The sequence below is a fragment of the Curtobacterium sp. TC1 genome, from assembly GCF_019844075.1.
Lineage (GTDB): Bacteria > Actinomycetota > Actinomycetes > Actinomycetales > Microbacteriaceae > Curtobacterium.
The window spans coordinates 3,128,001-3,149,962 of sequence record NZ_CP081964.1; the positions used below are offsets into that span (position 1 = coordinate 3,128,001).

At 70.9% G+C, this 21,962-nt stretch carries 25 protein-coding genes and 1 tRNA gene; 13 read left to right on the forward strand and 13 right to left on the reverse strand.

Annotated elements, in window-relative coordinates:
- Positions 1 to 12 precede the first annotated feature (12 nt).
- Entirely contained in the window at positions 13 to 204 is a 192-nt protein-coding gene (locus KZI27_RS15915; RefSeq protein WP_146249808.1) for a hypothetical protein, read from the forward strand.
- A gap of 27 nt (positions 205 to 231) precedes the next feature.
- Here the strand turns inward: KZI27_RS15915 and KZI27_RS15920 are convergent, their stop codons facing one another.
- From KZI27_RS15920 to KZI27_RS15935, 4 genes are read right to left on the reverse strand one after another with little or no spacing between them, the layout of a single operon-like run.
- On the reverse strand, positions 232 to 888 hold the full coding sequence (locus tag KZI27_RS15920) for a response regulator (protein WP_111086225.1): 657 nt from the start codon (positions 886 to 888) through the stop codon (positions 232 to 234).
- Positions 885 to 2,174 carry a sensor histidine kinase gene (locus KZI27_RS15925; RefSeq protein WP_222658375.1) on the reverse strand — a complete coding sequence of 430 codons (1,290 nt, stop codon included), beginning with the start codon at positions 2,172 to 2,174 and terminating at the stop codon, positions 885 to 887. Before KZI27_RS15925 ends, KZI27_RS15920 begins: the two co-directional genes overlap by 4 nt.
- Positions 2,171 to 3,052 (reverse strand): ABC transporter permease subunit, encoded by an 882-nt coding sequence (locus KZI27_RS15930; RefSeq protein ID WP_222658376.1) that lies wholly within the window; start codon positions 3,050 to 3,052, stop codon positions 2,171 to 2,173. Before KZI27_RS15930 ends, KZI27_RS15925 begins: the two co-directional genes overlap by 4 nt.
- Entirely contained in the window at positions 3,049 to 3,960 is a 912-nt protein-coding gene (locus tag KZI27_RS15935) for an ABC transporter ATP-binding protein (protein ID WP_222658377.1), read from the reverse strand. Before KZI27_RS15935 ends, KZI27_RS15930 begins: the two co-directional genes overlap by 4 nt.
- A gap of 113 nt (positions 3,961 to 4,073) precedes the next feature.
- Here KZI27_RS15935 and KZI27_RS15940 point away from each other — a divergent pair, with 113 nt between their 5' ends.
- Together KZI27_RS15940 and KZI27_RS15945 are read left to right on the forward strand one after the other, a co-directional pair.
- Positions 4,074 to 5,069 (forward strand): alpha/beta hydrolase, encoded by a 996-nt coding sequence (locus tag KZI27_RS15940; RefSeq protein ID WP_222658378.1) that lies wholly within the window; start codon positions 4,074 to 4,076, stop codon positions 5,067 to 5,069.
- A 9-nt stretch (positions 5,070 to 5,078) separates the two neighbouring features.
- Positions 5,079 to 5,645 carry a GNAT family N-acetyltransferase gene (locus KZI27_RS15945; RefSeq protein WP_222658379.1) on the forward strand — a complete coding sequence of 189 codons (567 nt, stop codon included), beginning with the start codon at positions 5,079 to 5,081 and terminating at the stop codon, positions 5,643 to 5,645.
- A 177-nt stretch (positions 5,646 to 5,822) separates the two neighbouring features.
- Here KZI27_RS15945 and KZI27_RS15950 read toward each other — a convergent pair whose 3' ends face one another.
- From KZI27_RS15950 to KZI27_RS15965, 4 genes are all read right to left on the reverse strand, one after another.
- Positions 5,823 to 6,194 (reverse strand): VOC family protein, encoded by a 372-nt coding sequence (locus KZI27_RS15950; protein ID WP_222658380.1) that lies wholly within the window; start codon positions 6,192 to 6,194, stop codon positions 5,823 to 5,825.
- Positions 6,195 to 6,301: 107 nt separating this feature from the next.
- Positions 6,302 to 6,997, reverse strand: coding sequence for a helix-turn-helix transcriptional regulator (locus KZI27_RS15955; RefSeq protein ID WP_222658381.1), 696 nt, complete (start codon positions 6,995 to 6,997; stop codon positions 6,302 to 6,304).
- Positions 6,994 to 7,494: an AAA family ATPase gene (locus KZI27_RS15960; protein WP_222658382.1), complete on the reverse strand. Its 501-nt coding sequence runs from the start codon at positions 7,492 to 7,494 to the stop codon at positions 6,994 to 6,996. Before KZI27_RS15960 ends, KZI27_RS15955 begins: the two co-directional genes overlap by 4 nt.
- Positions 7,495 to 7,590: 96 nt before the next feature.
- Positions 7,591 to 9,072, reverse strand: a complete 1,482-nt coding sequence (locus KZI27_RS15965; protein WP_222661433.1) for a mannitol dehydrogenase family protein — start codon at positions 9,070 to 9,072, stop codon at positions 7,591 to 7,593.
- A gap of 184 nt (positions 9,073 to 9,256) precedes the next feature.
- On the opposite strand from KZI27_RS15965, the gene KZI27_RS15970 reads away from it, so the two are divergent.
- The 8 genes from KZI27_RS15970 to KZI27_RS16005 all read left to right on the forward strand — a co-directional run bounded on the left by KZI27_RS15970 (position 9,257) and on the right by KZI27_RS16005 (position 17,897).
- Positions 9,257 to 9,895 carry a TetR/AcrR family transcriptional regulator gene (locus KZI27_RS15970; RefSeq protein ID WP_222658383.1) on the forward strand — a complete coding sequence of 213 codons (639 nt, stop codon included), beginning with the start codon at positions 9,257 to 9,259 and terminating at the stop codon, positions 9,893 to 9,895.
- Positions 9,896 to 9,970: 75 nt separating this feature from the next.
- Positions 9,971 to 12,685 (forward strand): MMPL family transporter, encoded by a 2,715-nt coding sequence (locus tag KZI27_RS15975; protein ID WP_222658384.1) that lies wholly within the window; start codon positions 9,971 to 9,973, stop codon positions 12,683 to 12,685.
- Positions 12,686 to 12,969: 284 nt separating this feature from the next.
- On the forward strand, positions 12,970 to 13,410 hold the full coding sequence (locus KZI27_RS15980) for a MarR family winged helix-turn-helix transcriptional regulator (RefSeq protein WP_222658385.1): 441 nt from the start codon (positions 12,970 to 12,972) through the stop codon (positions 13,408 to 13,410).
- 51 nt (positions 13,411 to 13,461) lie between these two features.
- Positions 13,462 to 13,674 (forward strand): hypothetical protein, encoded by a 213-nt coding sequence (locus KZI27_RS15985; RefSeq protein WP_173169183.1) that lies wholly within the window; start codon positions 13,462 to 13,464, stop codon positions 13,672 to 13,674.
- 40 nt (positions 13,675 to 13,714) lie between these two features.
- Positions 13,715 to 14,806: an alkene reductase gene (locus KZI27_RS15990; RefSeq protein ID WP_222658386.1), complete on the forward strand. Its 1,092-nt coding sequence runs from the start codon at positions 13,715 to 13,717 to the stop codon at positions 14,804 to 14,806.
- Positions 14,807 to 15,058: 252 nt separating this feature from the next.
- Complete coding sequence (locus tag KZI27_RS15995; RefSeq protein WP_222658387.1) at positions 15,059 to 17,185, forward strand: acyltransferase family protein; 2,127 nt, start codon at positions 15,059 to 15,061, stop codon at positions 17,183 to 17,185.
- Between the two features lie 22 nt (positions 17,186 to 17,207).
- Entirely contained in the window at positions 17,208 to 17,468 is a 261-nt protein-coding gene (locus KZI27_RS16000) for a hypothetical protein (RefSeq protein WP_222658388.1), read from the forward strand.
- Positions 17,469 to 17,573: 105 nt separating this feature from the next.
- Positions 17,574 to 17,897, forward strand: a complete 324-nt coding sequence (locus KZI27_RS16005) for a DUF4190 domain-containing protein (RefSeq protein WP_222658389.1) — start codon at positions 17,574 to 17,576, stop codon at positions 17,895 to 17,897.
- 47 nt (positions 17,898 to 17,944) lie between these two features.
- Here the strand turns inward: KZI27_RS16005 and KZI27_RS16010 are convergent, their stop codons facing one another.
- Positions 17,945 to 18,319 carry an HIT family protein gene (locus KZI27_RS16010; RefSeq protein WP_261783929.1) on the reverse strand — a complete coding sequence of 125 codons (375 nt, stop codon included), beginning with the start codon at positions 18,317 to 18,319 and terminating at the stop codon, positions 17,945 to 17,947.
- Positions 18,320 to 18,355: 36 nt separating this feature from the next.
- Between KZI27_RS16010 and KZI27_RS16015 the strand changes: the two genes are divergently transcribed.
- Complete coding sequence (locus KZI27_RS16015; RefSeq protein ID WP_222658391.1) at positions 18,356 to 18,514, forward strand: hypothetical protein; 159 nt, start codon at positions 18,356 to 18,358, stop codon at positions 18,512 to 18,514.
- Between the two features lie 11 nt (positions 18,515 to 18,525).
- Here the strand turns inward: KZI27_RS16015 and KZI27_RS16020 are convergent, their stop codons facing one another.
- Entirely contained in the window at positions 18,526 to 18,957 is a 432-nt protein-coding gene (locus KZI27_RS16020; protein ID WP_123314151.1) for a hypothetical protein, read from the reverse strand.
- 64 nt (positions 18,958 to 19,021) lie between these two features.
- On the opposite strand from KZI27_RS16020, the gene KZI27_RS16025 reads away from it, so the two are divergent.
- Positions 19,022 to 19,465, forward strand: coding sequence for a hypothetical protein (locus KZI27_RS16025; RefSeq protein ID WP_222658392.1), 444 nt, complete (start codon positions 19,022 to 19,024; stop codon positions 19,463 to 19,465).
- Between the two features lie 65 nt (positions 19,466 to 19,530).
- On the opposite strand, the gene KZI27_RS16030 is transcribed toward KZI27_RS16025, so the two are convergent.
- The 3 genes from KZI27_RS16030 to KZI27_RS16040 all read right to left on the reverse strand — a co-directional run bounded on the left by KZI27_RS16030 (position 19,531) and on the right by KZI27_RS16040 (position 21,949).
- Positions 19,531 to 19,603, reverse strand: a tRNA-Arg gene (locus KZI27_RS16030).
- Positions 19,604 to 19,713: 110 nt separating this feature from the next.
- Positions 19,714 to 20,499, reverse strand: a complete 786-nt coding sequence (locus KZI27_RS16035; protein ID WP_222658393.1) for a dienelactone hydrolase family protein — start codon at positions 20,497 to 20,499, stop codon at positions 19,714 to 19,716.
- Between the two features lie 28 nt (positions 20,500 to 20,527).
- The gene (locus KZI27_RS16040; RefSeq protein ID WP_222658394.1) at positions 20,528 to 21,949 is read right to left on the reverse strand and encodes a glucose-6-phosphate dehydrogenase; all 1,422 of its coding nucleotides are present in this window, start codon (positions 21,947 to 21,949) and stop codon (positions 20,528 to 20,530) included.
- Between the last annotated feature and the right edge of the window lie 13 nt (positions 21,950 to 21,962).

A 21,962-nucleotide genomic window follows, 5' to 3' on the forward strand; every position in this document is an offset into this window, starting at 1 on the left:
TACGGTACCCATGTGACCAGAACCCATCCGGCAAGACCGCATCGCCTCGTGCTGATCGCCGCCGCCGTCGTGCTGGTGATCGGCATCGTGCTCCTGTTCACCCCGTGGGACGGGCTGATCCCCGTGCTCGCCTGGGTGCTCATCGTGGCGTCCATCGCCCTCGGCGCGATCACCCTGTTCTTCTCGCGCGCACCCCGCAGCTGAGCGCGCCGCCACGCGATCGGCGCCCCGTCAGGACCGCGGCACCAGTCCGTGCTCGTAGGCGAAGATCACCGCTTGCACCCGGTCGCGCAGCCCGAGCTTGCCGAGCACCCGCCCGACGTGGGTCTTGACCGTGGACTCGCTCGTCACCAGGTGCGCGGCGATCTCGGGGTTCGACAGCCCGCGGGCCATCGCGAGCAGCACGTCGCGCTCGCGCGGGGTCAGGGGCTCCAGCGGGTCCGGACCCGCCGGCCGGTCGTCCGGCAGCACCGAGCCGAAGAGCTCGAGCATCCGGCGCGTCACCCGCGGTGAGACGGCGGCCTCGCCCGCTGCCACGGACCGGACGGCGTCGAGGAGCTGCGCGGCGCTCACGTCCTTCAGCAGGAACCCGCTCGCCCCGGCACGCAGGCCACCGAACGCGTACTCGTCCAGGTCGAAGGTCGTCAGCACGAGCACCCGGGTCTCGGGGACCTGCTCGACGATCGCGGCCGTCGCCGTGACGCCGTCGACGTGGGGCATCCGGACGTCCATCAGCACGACGTCCGGACGCAGGGCACGGACGAGCCGCACGCCCGCACCGCCGTCGCCGGCCTCACCGACGACCTCGATGTCGGGTTGTGCCTCGAGCAGCAGCCGGAACCCGGTCCGGATGAGTTGCTGGTCGTCGACGATCGCGACGCGGATCATCGGTCCTCCGTCCTGACCGGGATGGTCGCCCGGATCTGCCAACCGTCGGTGCCGTCGCGGGAGCCCGCGCGCACCTGCCCACCCAGCGCGCGGATGCGCTCGTCGATCCCGATGAGCCCTCGACCCGACCCCGTCGTGGCGTGCGCCGACCCGTCGGGCCGAGCCGGGCCTCCCGTCCGACCGTCGTCGGTGACGACCACGGTGACCTCGGTGGCGGACGCGGCCACCTGGACGTCCACCGATCGGACGTGCTGCGCGTGCCGGGCGGTGTTGGTGAGGCCCTCCTGCACGACCCGGTACACGGCGAGCTGCAGGGCGTCGTCCTCGGGGACGACGCCGACGAGTTCGAGGGCGACGGGCGTGCCCAGCGCACGGAACCGGTCGACGAGTTGCGGGACGTCGTGGACGCCCGGTTGCGGCGCGAGCGCGGGTTCACCGTCGCCGCCGAGCACCCCGAGCATGCGGCGCATGTCCCCCATCGCGCCGCGGCCGACGTCGGCGACTCCGCGCATGGCCGTCGTCGCTGCGGACTCGGCCGCGCCGGACGACGGCCCGGAGGAGGCCCCGGCCGCCGCACCCTCGGCCAGCCGCACCATGACGGTCAGCGAGTGGGACACGATGTCGTGCATCTCGCGCGCGATCCGGGCCCGTTCCGCGGCGGTGGCGAGCTGCGCCTGCTGGTCGCGCTCCCGTGCCAGCTGGTGCGCGCGGTCGATCAGGGCCTGCGTGTAGCGACGGCGGTTGGCGACGTTGATCCCGATCAGCACCGATGCGAGCAGGAAGGCCGTGGGCTGCGGGTACAGGACGTCGGCGAGCCCGCCGGATCCGGGTGCGATCACCCAGACGCGCAGGGCCGTGGCTCCGGCAGCCAGCACCGTGGCGACCGCGGCCGTCCACCAGCCGGCGGCGCGCGACCACCACACGGTCGCGGCGTAGACCGTGAAGAGCACCGGGGAGTACCCCGCTTCCGTCCACGTCATCGCGACGACCGACGCCAGCCCGAGCACCGCCGTCGCCGCGGGGTGCGTGCGCCGGAGCGGGATGCCGGAGACGGCGATGACCACGAGGACGACGACCGTGAGCCGCGCGGCGGGGCTCCCGTCGACCTGCCACGCACTCCGGAACGCCACGACGACCTCGATCGCGCCCCAGAAGACCATGAGCAGCGCATCGGTCAGGACCGGGTGGCGCGCCCAGAACCGCCGGAGTCGGCCGGGTGCGTCGGGCAGGGCGATGCCCCCGGCGCCGTCCTGGACGGCACCGGGGGCGAGGTCGGCAGAGGTCACGCGTCCCGCTTCTCGACCAGGGCGAGCGCCGTCACCGAAGCGACGACCACCCAGGCCAGCAGTACCGCGAATCCGCTCCATCCCCCCAAGGCTAGGACGCCGTCGTGCCATCCCGAGGTGACCTCGGTGCCGAACTGCATGAGCGGTTGCCCAGCGTTCTGCGGCAGCAGGTTGGTGAGCGTGCCGAGCCAGTCCGCTCCGGTGAACGACTGCACCAACTGCACGACGACCGGGGCGACGAGCATCAGCCCGAGCACACACGCGATCGCCCCGGCGGTGGAACGCAGGACCACCCCGACCGCGAAGGCGAGCAGCGCGATGAGCGTCAGGTAGACCGAGGCGCCGAGCAGCGGCATCGCGACGCTCGCGTCCAGCGACGCCTCGACGTTCCGGCCCGCCGCGATCGGCAGGGTGATGAACGCGGTGGCCCACACGCTGACGGCACTCGTGACGAAGACGACCACGGCGAGGACGATCGCCTTCGCCGCCAGCGCGACCGACCGCCGCGGGACCGCCGCGAACGACGAGCGGATCATACCGGTGCCGTACTCGCCGGTGACGACGAGGGCGCCGATCACCGCGACGATCAGGACCGAGAGCATCGTGCCGCTCGTGCTGTACTGCACCAGGGCGTTCCGCGCCGCGTCGCCGGAGAGCCCCTGCCTGTCGGTGTCCGCGAAGGCCGCCAACAGCACGCCGATGCCGATCGGCAGGACGAGCAGCAGCAGGAAGCTCCACGCCGTCGACCGCAGCGAGCGGAGCTTGATCCACTCCGAGCGCAGGACGCCGGAGAAGTGGATGCCGGACGAGTAGCTGCCGGACGAGTGGCTGCCGGCTCCGTCGTGCCGCGGCAGGGTGTTGCTCGTGACCGCGCTCACCGGGCCACCTCCGATCGGTACTCGACCTGGTCGTGCGTGAGTTCGAGGTAGGCCTGCTCCAGGCTCGCCTCGGTGGTGGCGAGCTGGTGCAGGACGATGCCGGCAGCACCCGCTGCCTCACCGATCTGCTCGGCGCCGAGGCCACGGACCTGCAGCGCCCCGTCGCCCTCGTAGCCGATGGTGACGTCCGGTCCGGCGATCGCGTCGAGGAGCCGCTCGGGTTCCGGCGTCCGGACGGTGACGGACCGCTCCGTGGCGGCGGCGACCAGGTCCGCGATGTCCGTGTCCGCGAGCACGCGGCCGCGGCCCATCACGACGATGCGGTCGGCGGTCAGGGCCATCTCGCTCATCAGGTGGCTCGAGATGAACACCGCACGCCCCTCGGCGGCCAGGCTGCGGGCGAGCCGACGCACCCACACGACGCCCTCGGGGTCGAGGCCGTTGACCGGCTCGTCGAGGATCAGCGTCTGCGGGTCGCCGAGCAGGGCCGCCGCGATCCCGAGCCGCTGCCCCATGCCGAGCGAGAACCCGCCGACGCGCTTCTTCGCGACGTTCTCGAGGCCGGTCATCCCGATGACCTCGTGCACGCGGGCCGCCGGGATCCGGTGCGTCGCGGCGAGCGCCGACAGGTGCTCGAAGGCGCTGCGGCCCTTGTGGACGGCCTTCGCCTCGAGCAGCGCGCCGACGCGACGGAGCGGGTCGCGTAGTTCACGGTAGGGGCGCCCGTCGACGTGGGCGGTACCCGAGGTGGGCCGGTCCAGCCCGACGACGGCGCGCATCGTGGTGGACTTGCCGGCGCCGTTCGGACCGAGGAAGCCGGTGACGACGCCGGGACGCACCGTGAAGGACACGTCGTCGACGGCGACCTTCTCGCCGTAGCGCTTGGTGAGGTTCTGGATCTCGATCATGCGGCAACGGTACGGAGACGGCCGGGTCCGCCACATCGCCGTCGCAGACGATCTCCGCGGGGCGGTCGTGGTACCCCGGTACCACCCGCAGCGGTGCCGGATACGGTGGGGACATGGTCGTCCAGCGCTGGCACGAGGACGTCCTCGGGGCGCCCTACGAGCGACTCGAACTCCCGCTCGGCACCGACTCCGAGGGGCCCGTCGTCGCCACCCTGGTCCGTCGTCGCCACACCCCGACCGACCTGTTGCTGCACGGGCGCGGACCGCTGCACGGCGCTGACGTGCTGTACGTGCACGGGTGGTCGGACTACTTCTTCCAGACGGAGCTCGCCGAGCGGCTCGAACGGCTCGGTGCCCGCTTCCACGCACTGGACCTGCGGAAGTACGGCCGGAGCCTCCGCCCCCAGCAGACCCCGGGGAACGTCGACGACCTGGCGGTGTACGACGAGGACATCGCCGCAGCGCTCGACGCGGTGTCCGCCGAGCATCCCGGCCCCGGTGAGCGGCGACTCGTGCTGATGGGGCACTCCACCGGCGGTCTGACGCTGTCGCTGTGGGCTGCGCGGCACCCGGAACTCGTCGACGGGATCATCCTGAACAGTCCCTGGCTCGAGTTCCAGGCGACCGCCGTGGGCCGGGCGATCGTCGCGCCCGTCATCAAGCTCGGCGCGAAGCGGAACCCCCTCGCCCCGATGCCCGCCGTCGATCCCGGCTTCTACACGCGCACCGTGTCGGCCGCGGGCGAGGGCTCGTGGACGTACGACCAGCAGTGGCGGCCGGAACGCGGGTTCCCCCTGCACCCCGGGTGGCTCGCGGCGGTCTTCGCGGGGCAGGAGACGGTCGAGCACGGGCTCGACATCCAGGTCCCCGTCCTGGTCATGCTCAGCGACAAGAGCATGTTGCAACCCCGGTGGGACCCCGGCATGGCACACGCCGACGTCGCGCTGAACGTCGACACGGTGGCCCACCGAGCCCTGTCACTCGGCAACGAGGTGACGGTCCGCCGACTGCCGGGAGCCGTGCACGACGTGGTGCTGTCCGCGCCCGACGTGCGGGAGCAGGCGTACGACGCGATCGGACGCTGGGCCACCACGCTGCAGCCCCGCTAGCGTGGCGGGATGACCGACCGCTCCGTCCGGCTGATCCGGCTCGACCCGATCGGGATCGACCACGATGCCCTCGTCGACTTCCTGTCGACCGAGGACTTTCCCTTCCACGTGCGGCGGTCGTGGAGCCGGGCGGACGCCGTCGAGGCAGTGGACTCCGGGTCCTACCGCGACGACGAGCACGACTCGTACTGGATCGACCACGCGGAACACGGTCGCGTCGGGTTCGTCCGGCTCGAGGACCTGGAAGACCCGGTCCCGCTGTTCGACCTGCGCATCGCCGGTGCGTTCCGCGGCCGCGGACTCGGCGTCCCGACACTGCGCGCGGTCACCGACCACGTGTTCGGCACCATGCCGTCGGTGACCCGGTTCGAGGGGCAGACCCGCGAGGACAACACGGCGATGCGCCGGGTCTTCGGGCGAGCTGGGTGGGTCAAGGAGGCGCACTACCGCGAGGGGTGGCCGATCGAGGGCGGCCGCGCGGTCGCGTCGGTCGGCTACGGGATCCTGCGCCACGACTGGGAGACGGGCGAGACGACGCCGGTGCCGTGGGACGACGACGTGCTCCCGGACGACTGACGGTGCGGCGCGATCCGGGTCGCGATCCAGAGCGGACGGGAGGCCCGGGTGACGCCCGCCACGGCCCGTCCGCCGGGGCGGGTGGCTGCGTCCAGTGCGTGACGCGCGCGATCAGCCGCCGGTGGCCGTCCGGAGCGCGCTGCACGTGCGCCGGAACGCCGCGCTGAGCGGCTTCGCTCAGGCGGGGCGACTGAAGAGGTTCACGAGGTTGCCGTCGGGGTCGCGGAACAGCGCCGACCGGTTGCCCCACGACATCGTCGTCGGCTGCAGCACGACGTCGTCGAGCTCGGCGCGCAACTCCTCGAACACGGCGTCGACGTCGGCCACCACGAACTCGAGGAACACGCCGCCGTTCGTGCGGGGCTCCGGCGCAGCCGCTCCGAGCATCGCCACCGTCGCCGGGGTCGCGAGTGCGAGCACGGCGCCTCCGGTCACGATCTCGGCGAAGACCGGGGCGGGCCGCCGAGCCTCGGTGCCGGTGACGCGTTCGTAGAACCGCACCATCCCGTCGAGGTCGTCGGTGATGATCCGGATGGATGCGAACTGCATGGGATGCCCTCCTGGCCGGCCACCGTGACCGGACTCGTCGAGCATGCGGGGCCCCCGCGACAGCGTCCTGTCGGTGTTTCGGCGGATCAGCACGCGGATCGGGCGGCTCAGTCGCCGAGCACCGGACGCAGCACGCCGTGCGGGATGTCGAGTTCGTCGAGGTGGACCACCCGTGGCGGTGCCGGCTCGTCGGTCTCCGTGACCGCCAGCACCCGGTCACCGCGGAAGGCCCGGACACCGTCACGCAACCGGCACCACGCGACGAGGTACCAGTCCTCGCCCTTCCCGATGTACCCGAGCGGTTCGACGACGCGATCGGTCTCCGCGCCCGCTGCATCGCGGTACCGCATCCGGACGACGCGCCCGCCGGTCAGTGCTCCGGCGAGCGCCGTGGGAGCAGGTGTGCGCTCCCCCGACTCGAGCAGGTGCACCCGGCTCGCGAGCCGCGCTGCCCGTCGGGCGTCGTCCTCGGCCAGCACCGCGGTGACCTTGCGGGCGGCGCTGCGAGCCGCGTCACGGAAGGGACTGGAGCCGAGCGTGCCGAGGCCGATCGCCACCGCGAGCGCCTCGTCGACGGTCAGCCCGAGCGGCGGGAGCGTCGCACGGGCGTCGATCGTGTACCCGCCGGTCCTGCCGGGCTCGGCCCAGATCGGCACGCCGGCCTGCTGGAGGGTCAGCAGGTCCCGCTCCACCGTGCGCACGCTCACCCCGAACCGCTCGGCGAGTCGGCGTGCGCTCCGCAGGGCGGGCGCCGCGGCACGGAGCTCCTCGACGAGCGCGTACAGGCGGTCGGTCCGGTTCACGACGAACCGCGCAACCAGTCGACGATCTGCGGGAGCAGCGGGTCGTATCCGTCGGTCGTGTCGACCTCCAGCCGCGGGACGCCGAGATCGAGCGGCTCGGCGACGACCGGCGCGTTGCGCGCGACCCGGTCGTTCAGCTCCTGTCGGTGACCGCGGGCGACGAACCGGTCGAACGCCAGCGGGGATCGGCAGTGCACGTTCCGCACGTCCCCGGCCGACACCAGGGCAGAGCGCACGTCAGCCTCGGACTGACCGCAGTACAGCGTCGCGTCGGCGATGACGCTGCACCCGGCTGCCGCGAGGTGCGCCGTCGCAGTCCAGAACAACCGGACGCCGTGCGGCACGACCTCGTCGCGACCGAGGTCGGCGCCGGCCATCAACCCGGCGTACAGCTGGTCGCGGTCGACGCGCGGCCAGCCGAGTTCGGCGGCGAGTGCCGAAGCGAGCGTCGTCTTGCCGCTCCCGGGAGCGCCGCTGATGAGCGCGATCGTCGCCATGGTCTCGACGCTACCGGGCATCGGACGGGAGGCGCGGTGCCAGCTGGCACCGGGCCTCCCGTCCGCCGTCCGGTCACGCGCAGGGCGCGACCCGCGTCAGGAACGCGACAAGCGTTCGACCGTGGCGTGCGCGCCGTCGGCGATGAGCCCGTCGAGGGCGTCGCGGTACGCCGCGACGAACCGTTCGTCGTCGATCAGGTCGCCGAAGACCTGGCGGTTCGCGATGAAGGCGAGCCGGTCGTCGCGCTGGGTGAGCGCGATGCGGTGCAGCGATTCGGCCAGCCGGTCGACGATCTCGATCGGCTCGCCGGACTCGTCCGTGCCCTCGTCGTAGCGCGCCCACGACGCGACGATGCCCGCCGACAACGTGACGGGGCGGTCGGCGGCGAGGTTCTCGTGCACGACGGGCAGCAGCCACTTCGGGATCCGGTCGCTCGACTCGGCGCAGAGCCGGGCCAGGGTGTCGCGGACCTCGGGGTTCTGGAAGCGCTCGATGAGGGTGGACTTGTAGTCCTCGAGGTCGATGCCGGGCACGGGGTGCAGGGTCGGCGAGCCCTCTTCGTCCATGTACCGGCGCAGGAAGGTGGCGATCGCCGGGTCCTGCGTGGCCTCGTGCGCGTACCGGTAGCCGGACAGGTACCCGAAGTAGCACAGGCCCTGGTGCGAGGCGTTGAGCAGCCGGAGCTTCATGAGTTCGTACGGCTCGACGTCCTCGACGATCTGCACGTCGGCGTCCTGGTACGGCGGGCGCCCCGCGGGGTGGTCATCCTCGAGCACCCACTGGAAGAAGGGTTCGGCGACGACGGGCCAGGCGTCCTCGATGCCGAGCTCGTCGCGGACCCAGGCGCGGTCCTCGTCGGCGGTGACCGGCGTGATGCGGTCGACCATCGAGTTCGGGAACGACACGTGCTCGTCCATCCAGTCCGCGAACGCCGAGTCCTGCAGGCGGGCGTAGGCGGTGAACACGTCACGGGCGACGTGGCCGTTGCCCTGGATGTTGTCGCACGACATCACGGTGAACGGCTGCTCGCCGCGGTCACGCCGCCGACGCAGGGCTTCGACGACGAGGCCGAACACCGTGCGGGGTGGTCCGTCGCCGCGCAGGTCGGCCGCGACGCCGGGTTCGTCTGCGACGAACTCGCCGGTGACGTGGTCGAAGTTGTAGCCGCCCTCGGTGATGGTCAGGCTGACGATCCTGGTGTCCGGGTGCGCCATCTTCTCGACCACGGCGTCCGGGTCGTCGACTGCGAGCAGGTAGTCGACGATGCTGCCGACGACGCGGGATTCGCGGGTGCCGTCCGGGTGCTTGAGGACGAGCGTGTACAGCCCGCCCTGCTCCGCCATCGCGGTGGCCATCCGGCGGTCCTGTTCGAGGACACCGACGCCGCAGATGCCGTACTCACGCGCTTCGCCCTGCTGGAGCAGTCGGTCGACCACCATCGCCTGGTGCGCGCGGTGGAAGCCGCCGACGCCGAAGTGCACGATGCCGGCGGTGATCCCGCTGCGGTCGTAGGTCGGGACGGCGACGCCGCTCGCGGCGATCTCGTCGAGGGTCTCCGGGGACAGGCGGACGGGCATCGGGTACTCCTTCGTACGGCGGGCGTGCTGGCGGTCGCGCCACCGGTCGCACCGGCGGTCGTGCTGGGTGCAGTCAATCACGTGCACATCTGTTCAGAACCGTGTTTCCACCGCGGGGTACGAACCTGAAGATGTCCTCCTGCTCGTTGCACCGAGTGCATCGATGCACCTAGTGTTCTCATCTGTGACCCTCACGACCGACCGCCGCGCCGCCCTCAAGGCGAAGCACCGTGCGGCGATCCTGCAGGCCGCTCGTGACCTGATCGACGAACGCGGCGGCCGTGAGTTCAGCGTCGACGACCTGGCGGCGCGGGCCGACATCGCCCGGCGCACGGTGTTCAACCACTTCGCCTCGCTGGACGAGGTCCTGCTGGCCGTGTGCGAGCAGGAACTGTCCGTGATCATCGACCGGTTCCTCGCCGACATGGCGCGCACCCCGATCGGCGACGGCAGCCGGGCCTCGATGTTCGACGAGCTCGAGTCCGCCGCACGCGGTGCCGACCTGGCGGCCGCGATCTCGAGCATGTACCGGATCCTCGGCGACCCGGGCAAGGACGACCCGAAGGCCGCGGTCCTCACCCAGACGGCGTTCTCGCGGGTCACCGAACGACTCCGCGACGAGGTCGCACGCCGCTACCCGGCGGCCGATCCCCTCGACGCGGCCCTGCTCGTCGAGTCGCTCATGAGCGGCATCGTCGTGATCGCGGAACACTGGCTGGCCACCTCCGGCCCCGCGGTCGACGAGCAGTCCGTCGCCGACTGGGACGCCCTGCTCGCACGACTCGTGCACAGCGTCCGCAGCGGCTACATGCCCACCGACTGACACTTCCCTCCCCAGGGGTCCACCGGCGCACCCCGCTCCACACAGCACCTGCAACGAAAGGAACGGGGCAACCGCATGGCCGGTCTCCTCTACCGTCTCGGACGGTTCTCCGCACGACGCCACTGGCTCGTGATCATCACCTGGGTGGTGATCATGGCCGTCGCCGGCGTCACCTACAGCCTGTTCTCGGGCACGATCTCGTCGGCGATCTCGATCCCCAACACCAAGACCAGTCAGGTGCAGGACGAGCTCGCCGACAAGTTCCCGTCCGCGAACGGCGGCAACGGCACGATCGTCTTCGAGACGAAGAACGGCAAGGCGTTCACCGACGCGCAGAAGTCGGAGATCGCGGACTTCCTGACCGAGGTCGAGAAGCTCGACGGCGTCAAGGGTGCGACGAGCGGGTTCGACACCCAGGACCAGCTCGACGAGCAGCGCCAGAAGATCGTCGACGGCCGCAAGGAGATCACCGACGGCCGCGCGAAGCTCGAGACCGGACAGGACCAGCTCGACGCCCAGAAGGCGCAGCTGACGTCCGGCAAGCAGCAGATCGCCGATGCGCAGGCGCAGCTGGACGCGCAGAAGGCCCAGGCGCAGGCAGCCGGCTCCGCAGCGGTCCCGGCAGCGCAGGCGCAGGCCGCGGCGGCGCAGCTCCAGCAGGCGCAGGCCCAGATCGACGCCCAGCAGGCGCAGATCGACGCTGGCGAGCAGCAGATCGCCGACGCGCAGAAGACGATCGACGCGAACACGAAGAAGCTCGACGACAGCGCCGAGGAGCTGGAGCAGGGCTCGAAGCTCCTCGACCTGTCGAAGGACGTCCGCTTCGTGTCGTCGAACGGCAGCGCGGTCATCGGCACCGTCCAGTTCACGAAGTCGACCTACGAGGTCCCCGCCGACACGAAGACGGCGATCGCGGACGACGCCGACTCGGCCGACATCAGCGGTGTCAACGTGTACGTGTCGAACGACATCGCCCAGGGTGTGCCGTCGATCCTCGGCCCGGGCGAGATCGTCGGTGTCATCATCGCCGCGCTCGTGCTCTTCCTGATGCTCCGCACGATCATCGGTGCGGCGATCCCGCTCGTCAGCGCCGTGCTCGGTGTCGGTGTGGCCTCACTCGCCTCGCTGTCGTTCTCCGGCCTGGTCGAGTTCATCTCGGTCACGCCCGTGCTGGGGGTGATGCTGGGCCTGGCGGTCGGCATCGACTACTCGCTCTTCATCCTGAACCGACACCGCACCCAGCTGAAGCAGGGCATGCAGGTGCACGAGTCCATCGGCCTCGCGAACGGCACCTCGGGCAACGCCGTGGTGTTCGCCGGCGCGACCGTCATCGTCGCCCTGCTCGCGCTGAACATCACCGGGATCCCGTTCCTCGGCCTCATGGGCACCGTCGGTGCGGTCGCGGTGTTCTTCGCGATCCTCATCGCCACGTCCTTCACGCCGGCACTGCTGTCCCTGATCGGGATGCGGATCCTGCGGAAGAAGGAGCGCGCGAAGATCGGCAACACCGGCTCGACCCGGGTGCCGAACAAGCCGATGAAGACCTGGCGCGCGATCGTCACGCTCGTCGCCGGCGTTGCCGTGCTCGGCACCATCGCGCTCCCCGCGACACAGATGCGCCTCGGCCTGCCGACCGGCGCGTCCGAGTCCGTCGACTCGAGCCAGTACAAGGCGTACAAGGCCCTCGACGAGGAGTTCGGCGCCGGCCAGAACGGCCCGCTGCTCGTCGTCGCGACGCTGCCCGAGTCGATCAGCAAGTCCGACGTCACCGCGACCGAGGTCACCATCGGCGAGGCCCTGGCGGAGAACGACGACGTCAAGGCCGTCCTGCCGATCGGCACCTCGTCGGACCGCGACATCATCGCGTTCCAGGTGAAGCCCGGCGGCGGTCCCGACAGCATCTCCACCGAGAACCTGGTCAAGGACCTGCGCGACCAGACCGTCACGACCGACGACGGCACGGTCACGCTCGGTGTCGCGGGCAACGCGTCCGCCAACATCGACGTGTCCGAGAAGCTGTCGAACGTCCTGCCGCTCTACCTCGTGGTGGTCGTCGGCCTGTCGCTCATCATCCTGATCATCGTGTTCCGGTCCTTCCTGGTCCCGATCACGGCGACGGCGGGCTTCATCCTGTCGGTGATGGCGTCCTTCGGTGGCCTGACCGCGATCTACCAGTGGGGCTGGCTCGGCTCCGTGTTCGGCGTGCACGACCCGGCACCGATCCTGAGCTTCCTGCCCATCATCGAGATCGGCATCCTGTTCGGCCTGGCGATGGACTACCAGCTGTTCCTGGTGTCCGGCATGCGGGAGGCCTACGCCCACGGCGCCTCGGCGAAGGTCGCGGTCCAGCGCGGGCTGCACGCCGGTCGCGCGGTGGTCACGGCAGCGGCGATCATCATGATCTCGGTGTTCGCGGGCTTCATCTTCTCGGACTCCTCCACCATCAAGCCGATCGGCTTCGGGCTGGCGTTCGGCGTGCTCATCGACGCGTTCGTCGTCCGCATGCTGCTCATCCCGGCTGCGATGCACCTGCTCGGCCAGAGCGCGTGGTGGTTCCCGAAGTGGCTCGACCGGATCGTGCCGGACGTCGACGTCGAGGGCGCGAAGCTCGAGCGGTCGCACCCGGTCGCCGGTCAGCCCGGTCAGCCCGGCCAGCCCGGCCAGCCCGGCCAGCCCGGCCAGCCCGGCCAGCCCGGCCACGAGGACACCTACACGGGGTCGCACGCCCTCCCCGTTGCGCCGGACGCCAACGCGCACGACTCGGGGCACCCGCCCGCGCACCGCGCGTAGTCGTCGCACCCACGGGAGGCCCGGGGCCGGTCCACGAGACCCGCACCGGGCCTCCCGTGCGTGCGCCACCCCGCGCCCCGCGACCGACTGCATGCGTCCGCACCTTCCGACGTTCCACCCGTTGATCGACGCGTGGAACGTCGGAACGTACACATGCATCTGATGCGTCTGCACCATGCGACAGAACACGCGTCGATCGGCTGATGTTCTGTCGATGCCTGTCCCTGCATGAACGCGCCCACCGCGCCCGAGAACACTTCGTGGGCGAACGGTATCGTGGGCGCATGAGCACCGATCCCGACCCGCTCGCGCTCGACCGGCAGCTCTGCTTCGCTCTCGCGGCGACGAGCCGGAGCGTCATCGGGCTGTACCGCGACCTGCTCGAACCGATGGGACTGACGCATCCGCAGTACCTCGTGATGCTCGCGCTCTGGGAACGGGACCCACGGTCGGTGCGCGAGATCGCGGGCGAACTCCGGCTCGACTCGGCGACCCTCAGCCCCTTGCTCAAGCGGCTCGAGGCATCGGGCTACGTCCGCCGGACCCGCAGCGCAGCGGACGAACGACAGCTCGAGGTCTCGCTCACCACGGCCGGGCGGGCACTGCGCGACCGGGCCCGGGCGGTCCCGCTGGCCGTCGCCGACCGGCTCGGCTGGCCACTCGAACGCCTCGAGGCACTCAAGGACGACCTGACCGAGCTGCTGGATCGTGTCGACCAGGTGTGATTCGCGGCCGATGGTGCCATAATGGTTCGTGCACGAACGAAAGGATGCACCGTGGGACGCTTCGGCAAGTGGTACGAACGGTGGAACACGACGCTCATCAACAAGATGGGTCCGTCACAGATCGGCGCCGGGCACCCCGAGGGCGTCGACGACCGGTCGGTGGACCGCGGCTGCCCCATCTGCGGCAAGCCCCTCTCGCTGCACCAGGTGATCCGCCCCGAGGGCCAGGTCCGCTCCTCGACCCTGGTGTGCCCGCGCGACTGACGGCGGGAATTGCACCGAGCAACGCGACGTTCCTCCCCTCGTGAAGCTCTTCGAACCCACCTCCTTCGGCGCCCTGCGCCTGTCGAACCGCGTCGTCATGGCCCCGCTCACGCGCACCCGCGCCGGCGAGCACGGGATCCCGAACGACCTGCTCGTCGAGCACTACCGTCAGCGTGCGGGTCTCGGCATGATCATCACCGAGGGCACCTGGCCCGTGCAGGAGGGCCGCTCCTACCCCGGGCAGCCCGGCATCGAGACCGACGAACAGATCGCCGGCTGGCGTCGCGTCGCCGACGCCGTGCACGCCGAGGGCGGCACCATCGTGATGCAGCTCATGCACGGTGGCCGCGTCTCCCACCCGGACATCTCGCAGACGCCGCGCATCGTCGCCCCGAGCGCCATCGCTGCCCCCGGACAGACCCACACCGCCACCGGCAAGGCCGACATGCCCGTCCCCCACGAGCTGACCACCGCCGAGGTGCAGGACGCCGTGCAGGGCTTCGCGCAGGCCGCCCGCAACGCGATCGCCGCCGGACTCGACGGCGTCGAGGTCCACGGCGCCAACGGCTACCTCGTGCACGAGTTCATGTCCCCGGTGTCGAACACCCGCACCGACCAGTACGGCGGCTCCCCCGAGAACCGCGCCCGCTTCGCGATCGAGGTCACGACCGCCGTCGCCGAAGCCGTCGGCGCGGAGCGCACCGGCATCCGCCTGTCGCCCGAGCACGGCATCCAGGGCGTCATCGAGGACGACGCGGCCGACGTCCACGCGACCTACACGGCGATCACCGAGGGCCTCGCCCCGCTCGGACTCGCGTTCATCGACGTCCTGCACGCCGAGCCGACCGGCGACCTCGTGCAGCACGTCCGTCGCACCGCGGGCGCACCGTTCATCGTCAACTCGGGCTTCAGCGCGATGACGACACGTGAGGAAGCGATCACCGTCGTCCACGACCAGGACATCGCCGACGCGATCGCCGTCGGCCGTCCCGCCATCGCGAACCCGGACCTCGCCCACCGCTGGGAGCAAGACGCTGAGCTGAACGAGCCCCGCCCCGAGCTCTTCTACGGCGCGGGCGCCGAGGGCTACACCGACTACCCGTCGCTGGCCGAGGTGCGCGCGACCGTCTGACGCTGCGCGCGGTTCCGCCGGGGTGCCGCGACACCCCGCGTGCGTGCTGCCGAGGTTCCACGACACCCCGCGCGCGTTCCGTCGAGGTTCCGATCAGGACGGTGCGTGCCCGCGAGGTTCCGAGATCTCGGAACCTCGCGGGGTGGGGGCGAGCGAACGACGGACGGGAGGCCCGTGGCGGGACCGCCACGGGCCTCCCGTCTTCTCGCGTGCCGTCCCAGGGCGTGACGCGCTTCTCGTAGGATCGTCGCAGTGAACACTGCAACGCCGGGCGAGCGGGGCCCCGCGCACCGCGCGCGCGACACGACGCGGTGGGACATCCAGGGTCTCCGCGCCTTCGCGGTGCTGGCCGTCGTCGTGTACCACCTGTGGCCGCACGCCCTGCGGGGCGGCTTCGTCGGCGTCGACGTCTTCTTCGTGATCTCCGGGTTCCTCATCACGGGACTCCTGCTGCGCGAACAGCTCGCCACCGGCACGATCCACCTCGGTCGGTTCTGGTCACGGCGGGCGAAACGCCTGCTGCCGGCCGCGCTCCTCACCATCCTCACCACCGGCGCCGCAGTGCTCGTCGCCGTACCGAGCGCGCTGTGGGGGCAGTACGGCCGCGAGCTCATCGCGTCGACCGTCTACCTGCAGAACTGGGAGCTGGCGGCGAACTCGGTCGACTACCTGGCCTCGGCCGACGACCCCTCGCCGTTCCAGCACTTCTGGTCGCTGTCGGTCGAGGAGCAGTTCTACATCGTCCTGCCCCTGCTGCTGATCGGGCTGGCGGTGGCCGTCCGCGGCCGCCTCTCGACGCTGACCACCGCACGACTGTTGCTCGGCGCGGTCGTCGTGCTGTCCCTGGTGTGGAGCATCGTGCAGAGCAGCACGAACCCCGGCGTCGCGTACTTCTCCACCGGCACCCGGGCGTGGGAGTTCGCGCTCGGCGGCCTCGCCGCGACCGTGCACCTGCCTGAGGTGCGCACCGAGGTCGCCCGACGAGTGCGCATGATCCTGACGAGCATCGGCGCCGTGGCCCTCGTCCTGTCGCTGTTCGTCATCGGGGCGGAGACGCCGTTCCCCGGGATCGCCGCGCTGCTCCCCGTCGCCGGCGCGACCCTCGTGGTGCTGTTCGGCGGACGCACCGTGTTCGAGTCGATCGGAGCGCTCGGCCCGGTCGCGTTCACCGGACGGATCTCGTACGCCCTGTACCTGTGGCACTGGCCGCTCGTCGTGATCCTGCCGATCATGCTCGGGCGCCCGCTCGACTGGGCGACCAGCACCTCGGTGCTCCTGGTGTCGGTCGGGCTCGCCACAGCCACGACCATCTGGTTCGAGGAACCCGTCCGGTTCTCGAGCTGGTTGCGTGACCTGCGGCCCCGCGGGGTCGTCGCCCTCGGCGTCATCTGCACCTTCACGGTCGTGACCCTCGGCGCCTCGACCCTGACCGCGGTCTACGTGCAGGAGGTCCACGCGGAAGGCGCCACCAAGCAACTCACGAAGCAGCTCGCGACCGAACGGGCGCAGCACGACGAGTCCTGCATCGGCGCCGCGGCACGGATCAGCTCCGCCGACCCCTGCGTCGACCCGGCGCTGGCCGACACGCGCGTCCCCGACCCCGCCGCTGCCGAGGACGACGACGCGAACCGCCCCGAGTGCTGGAGCGGCACCTTCCGCACCTGCGTGCTCGGCAAGGCGAGCGGCTGGTCGAAGCACCTGATCGTCATCGGCGACTCGCACAGCAACGCCCTGCTCGGCGCCTACGAGAAGATCGCCGACGACAACGGGTGGCGCATCGACCTGGCCGGCATCGGCGGGTGCTACCTCACCACGGCGCAGCAGAACTCGGTGAACGCCGGCTCGCTGCGCGGCTGCAACGCCTGGAAGCACGCGGCCATCGACTACGTCCGCGCCCACCGCGACGCGGACGCCCTGGTCGTCACCCACTCCGCCACGCAGATGCCCGTCAGCCTGCCGGCCGGAGCTTCCCGCGACATCGCGACCCGCAACGGCCTCGTCGACGCCTGGGAGCAGGCCGCCGGCGACGAGCTCCCCGTCATCGCCCTCCGCGACAACCCGGTCCCCCGACCCGATGTCATCGCGTGCGTGAGCAAGATGTCCGGGCCGACGAACGCGTCGTGCGACCGGCCCCGCTCCGAGGCCCTCGCCCAGACCGACTCGTCGATCGAGGCCGTGCGGGCGTTCAAGGCGGCCGGAGGACGAGCCGGGGTCATCGACCTGACCGACTACTACTGCACCGAGACGACGTGCCCCGCGGTGATCGGCGGCGTGCTGGTCTACCGGGACACGACGCACATCACGGCGACGTGGGCGACGTCGTTGGAGCCGTACCTCGAGCGCGGGCTGCAGAAGCAGCTCACGGCGCTCGGGCGCTGAGCTGGGCGATACTCTCGACGACGTGAACAACGGTTGGCGTGACGGCATCCTGGTCGTCTGGCTCGTGTCCCTGCTCGTGTCGATCGCCCTGTGGGTCTCCATGGCCGTCATCATCAGCAAGGGCGCGAGCGGGGTGGACCTACTGCCGCTCGTGCCCATCCTGGAGCAAGCCGCAGAAGCGGTGACCGCCGGCTGGTTCGGGTCGCTGCTGCTGTGGCTCGCAGTGAGCGCCGTCGTGAAGGAGCACCACAAGGACCGGCAGCAGGCCGCGCGGGAGCGCTGACCCACCCGAACGCGGGCCTCCGCTGCGGGCGCCGTCCCTCTACTCTTGGGCCGGACCTCGCACGCCCGCAGTTCAGCACGTGCGCCGACTGAACGGAAGACACCCGTGACCGACCTCGCCTCCGAGCGTTCCGCGCCGGACACCTCCGCACCGGCCACCTCCGCCCCGAGCACGGACGGACCGCCCGGACTCGCCCCGCTGAGCCTGCTCGCCGTCGTGGCGATCGCGCTCGCCTTCGTCGCCCCGATCGGCGGTGTCGTCGTCGGGTTCATCGCGCGGCACGAGGTCCGGCGGAGCGGCGAGCGTGGGGACGGCCTGGCGTTCGCGGCCATCTTGATCGGCGCGACGCTGACGCTGTTCGGCGTGCTCGTCCCCGGAGCCCTCGCGCTGTCCGGCGTCATCGACTCGACGATCCAGCCCTGGGGCTGACTGGTCGGGCCGTCGTTCCACCAGCCGGTGGACGCCGGCCGCAGCGCTCAGTAGTGGCCGCGCCCGATGACGGCGTGCCGCACCCCGCCTGCCGGCGCCAGCACATCGCCGGCGAAACGCGGGATGACGTGTAGGTGGGCGTGGAAGACGGTCTGGCCGGCGGCGGACCCGTCGTTGAACCCGACGTTGTAGCCGTCAGGGTGGTGTTGCTCGTCGAGCCGGGCCTTCAGCAGCGCCACCATCCGGGTCATCGCGGACAGCTCACCCTCGGTCGCATCGAACCAGCTGGTGATCCGCCGCTTCGGGATGACGAGCGTGTGGCCAGGTGACACCGTGTGTGCATCGAGGACCGCGAAGACGAGCTCGTCGTCCGCAACCCACTGCGCGCGAGGTATCCGTTCGAACACGGACGTCGTCGTCATGTTCCCCATTCAACCTCGCCGTGCTTCACTCGGACCATGACCGCGACGACCGTCCTCGCATCCTGTGCCGTCGGGAACGTCGAGTGCCACGACACCGCCTCGGTCGACCTGCTCCCCCTGCTCGTCGTCGTCGTGCTCGTCGTCGTGGCGCTGGTCGCCCTGGGGATCGCGCTGCTCGGGCGTCAGCGCCGGTGATCTGAAGCGGGTCAGACGCTGACGATCTCCACCTGCCGCGCGGGAAGAGCGCCGTGCGACGCGGTCGCCAAGCGTGCCGGGAGCACGATGCCCCCAGCGCAGTGCGCCAGGTAGTCGAGGAACGCTCCGACGGTGCTCGACGAGCTGGGCTGCTCGCCGGGTTCGCGCATGTCCTCTGCTGCACGCACGTCGAGCGCACCGTCGACGTCCATGACGGCGATCCGACGGATGCCTCGCCGCGCTCGCACGAAAACGTTGGCGTACCCGCCGACGTTCTCGATCCGACGCAGGAGCACCGGCAGGCGTTCGTGCTCGAGTGCGACGACGACAGGACAGTGTCCGTCGACGTCGACCACCTCGAGTACGAGTTCTGCGAAGGGGCCGACCGCGAGGGCGCGATCGACCTCGACACGGAAGATGTCGAGTTCGGCCAGTTCAGTCATCACTGCCTCTCATGTCCCGGATTGTAACGGCGTCCGCGGTCAGACGGACCAGCGCAGCGTCCAAGTGCTCAGCGACGTCCGCGACGTGGTGCAGCGGTCCGATCGAGCTGACGGTGCCGTCCTCGTGGTGAAGGTGCACGTGTCCGTGGCAGCAGTCCACGCGCGCGACCTCCCGCCACGCTCCGTCGAGCTGCAGAGCGATCACGATCAACGCGAAGTCGACGAGTCGACCGTCTGCCCGGTAGAGCCGGAGGTCCAGCCGCATCGTGTCCGTGTCGTCGAGGCTCTGGTACCAGCTCCGTTCGACGCAGTCTCGTCGATCGGGCAGGCGGAAACGGCCCCGTTCTTGATCCGCGGCGGCACGTTCCGCGGCGAGACGCGCGCGGCGCACGTCTCGCCGTGGTTGCTGACCTCGACGAACCATGCCAGGAAGCTAGACCCGATCGCACCTGATCCTCAAGGAATCCGAATGCAACATTTGACTTCGCGCACGAACCATCAAAGATGAAGGGCCCCGGCGGAATCCGCCGGGGCCCTTCATCTGTTCGGTGTCATGCCGTTCAACCGGCACTGTGCGCTCGAAGGGACTCGAACCCCCAACCTTCTGATCCGTAGTCAGATGCTCTATCCATTGAGCTACGAGCGCGTGGCCTTGCGGCCGTGGAAGACTCTACAACAGCTCCGGCCCGGGCGCCAATCGAGGCCGCCCGACCGCTCCACTCGGCGTGTCGCGAGGCGACAGCCGAGCCCCCGACGTCACAGCGCCGCGGCCTCCTCGCCGAACACCTCGGCCAGGTACACGCGCAGGGCCTGCCACGATCGACGGTCCGCACGCTCCTGGTACTGGGCTCCGTGGTCGGGAGCATCGGTGCCGGGAACGGCGAACGCGTGCATGGCCCCGGCGTACGTGACGACCTGCCAGTCGACGCCGGGTTCGGTCCGCATCTCGTCCTGCCAGGCGTGCACGGCGTCGTCGGGCACGACGGGGTCCGCTCCGCCGGTCAGGACGAGCAGCTTCGCCCGGATCGCCGAGGCGTCGGCGGGGTCGTGCGTGATGAGGCCGCCGTGGAACGACACCGCTCCGACCAGGTCGGCGCCGGTGCGTGCGAGCTCGATCGCGGTGGAGCCGCCGAAGCAGTAGCCGATGACGACGATGCGGGCGGAGTCGACGTCGGGGTCCTGCCGCAGCCGCTCGAGTCCGGCGGTGGCGCGTGCCCGGAGCAGCGGCAGGTCCTGGTAGTACGAACCGGCGACCTGGCCGGCGGTGTCGTCACCGGGCCGGACGCCGGCGCCGTAGATGTCCGCGCCGAAGGCCACGTAGCCGAGCCGGGCGAGCATCGTCACGCGCGCTTCGACGTGCTCGTTCACGCCGTGCCAGTCGTGCACCACCAGGACGGCGGGGCGGGGTCCGGCGATGGCCGCGTCCTTCGCGAGCACGCCGAGCAGGTCGGTGCCCTCGTGGTCGTAGTGGACGGGCTCGACACGGATGTCGGCGCCGGCGGGTTCGGGAACGGTCTGCAGGACGTCGTCGATGGTGGTCACGTCGTCCGACGGTACGCCGCCGTCCGGGTCAGGCGTCGATGTTGTCCCAGTCCTCAGGACCGCTCGAGCCGGCCGGGTACCCGTCGAGGGGCGTCGTGCCGGCCTTCCACGCGTCGAGGAACGGTCCGACGACCTTCCAGCCCTGCACGGCGCTGTCGCCACGGACCGACAGGGTCGCGTCACCTTCGAGCACACCGGCCAGGACCTCGCCGTAGGCGCTGAGCCGTCCGGGGTTGAACGTCGTCTCGAGGCTGGTGCGGTCGATCGTGTACGGGTCGCCGGGGCCGTTGACGTTGAGCTCGAGCTGCATCTCGTCCGGCGCGATCCAGATCCGGAGCCGGTCCGGCTGCGCGGCGCCGGACAGACCGACGGGCACCTGCGGGGAGTCCTTGAACGTGATGACGATCTCGCGGCGCTGCTTCGCGAGCGCCTTGCCGGACCGCAGCGTGAAGGGCACCCCGGCCCATCGCCAGTTCGCGATCTCGAGGGTCAGCTGGGCCAGGGTCTCGGTGCCGAGCGACGGGTCGACGCCGTCCTCGTCGGCGTACGACGGCAGCTTGCGGTCGCCGACCGTGCCCGCGGTGTACCGGGCGCGCTTGCCGGCGGCGACGACGTCTCCACCCCACGGCCGGACGGCGCGGAGCACGAGCTCCTTCTGGGTCCGCAGGTCGTCGGCGTCGATCGACGCCGGTGCCTCCATCGCCACGACCGCCATGACCTGGAGCAGGTGGCTCTGGATCATGTCGGTGAGGGCGCCGGCCTTGTCGTAGTAGCGGGCGCGTCCTTCGAGGCCGAGGGTCTCGTCGTACACGATGTCGACGCGTTCGACGTGCTGCGAGGACAGCAGCGGCTCGATGATGCGGTTCGCGAAGCGCAGCCCGATCAGGTTGAGCACCGTCGAACGACCGAGGAAGTGGTCGACCCGGTGGATGCGCTCCTCGGGGATGAACGAGTGCAGCAGGTCGTTCAGGTGTTCGGCGCTGGCGGCGTCGGTGCCGAACGGCTTCTCGAGCGCCAGGCGGGTCCGTTTCGGCAGGTCGAGGTGGGCGAGCTGTTCGCAGCTCTTCTCGGTCACGGCCGGGGGCAGGGCGAAGTAGATCGCGGGGTCGTGGTCGCACGCCCCGAGCAGCGCGCGCAGGTCGTCGGGACTCGTGACGTCGGCCTTGCGGTACGAGGACGCGTCGATGACTGCCTGCAGCCGCGCGGACAGCGACGTCTCCCCTTCCGCGCCTTCGTCGCCCTCGTTCTTCGACGCCTGCGCGTTCTCGAAGGACTCGCGCACCTGCGCCTTCCAGTCGGCGTCGGAGAGGTCTTCGACACCCGCCCCGATGAGCTGGACGTCCCAGTCGTCCTTGACCTCGAGCAGGGTCGCGAGACCCGGCAGGAGCAGGCGCTTGGACAGGTCGCCGCTGGCTCCGAGGATGAGCAGGCTGGTCTGGAGGCTCGACATGCCCCCGACGGTA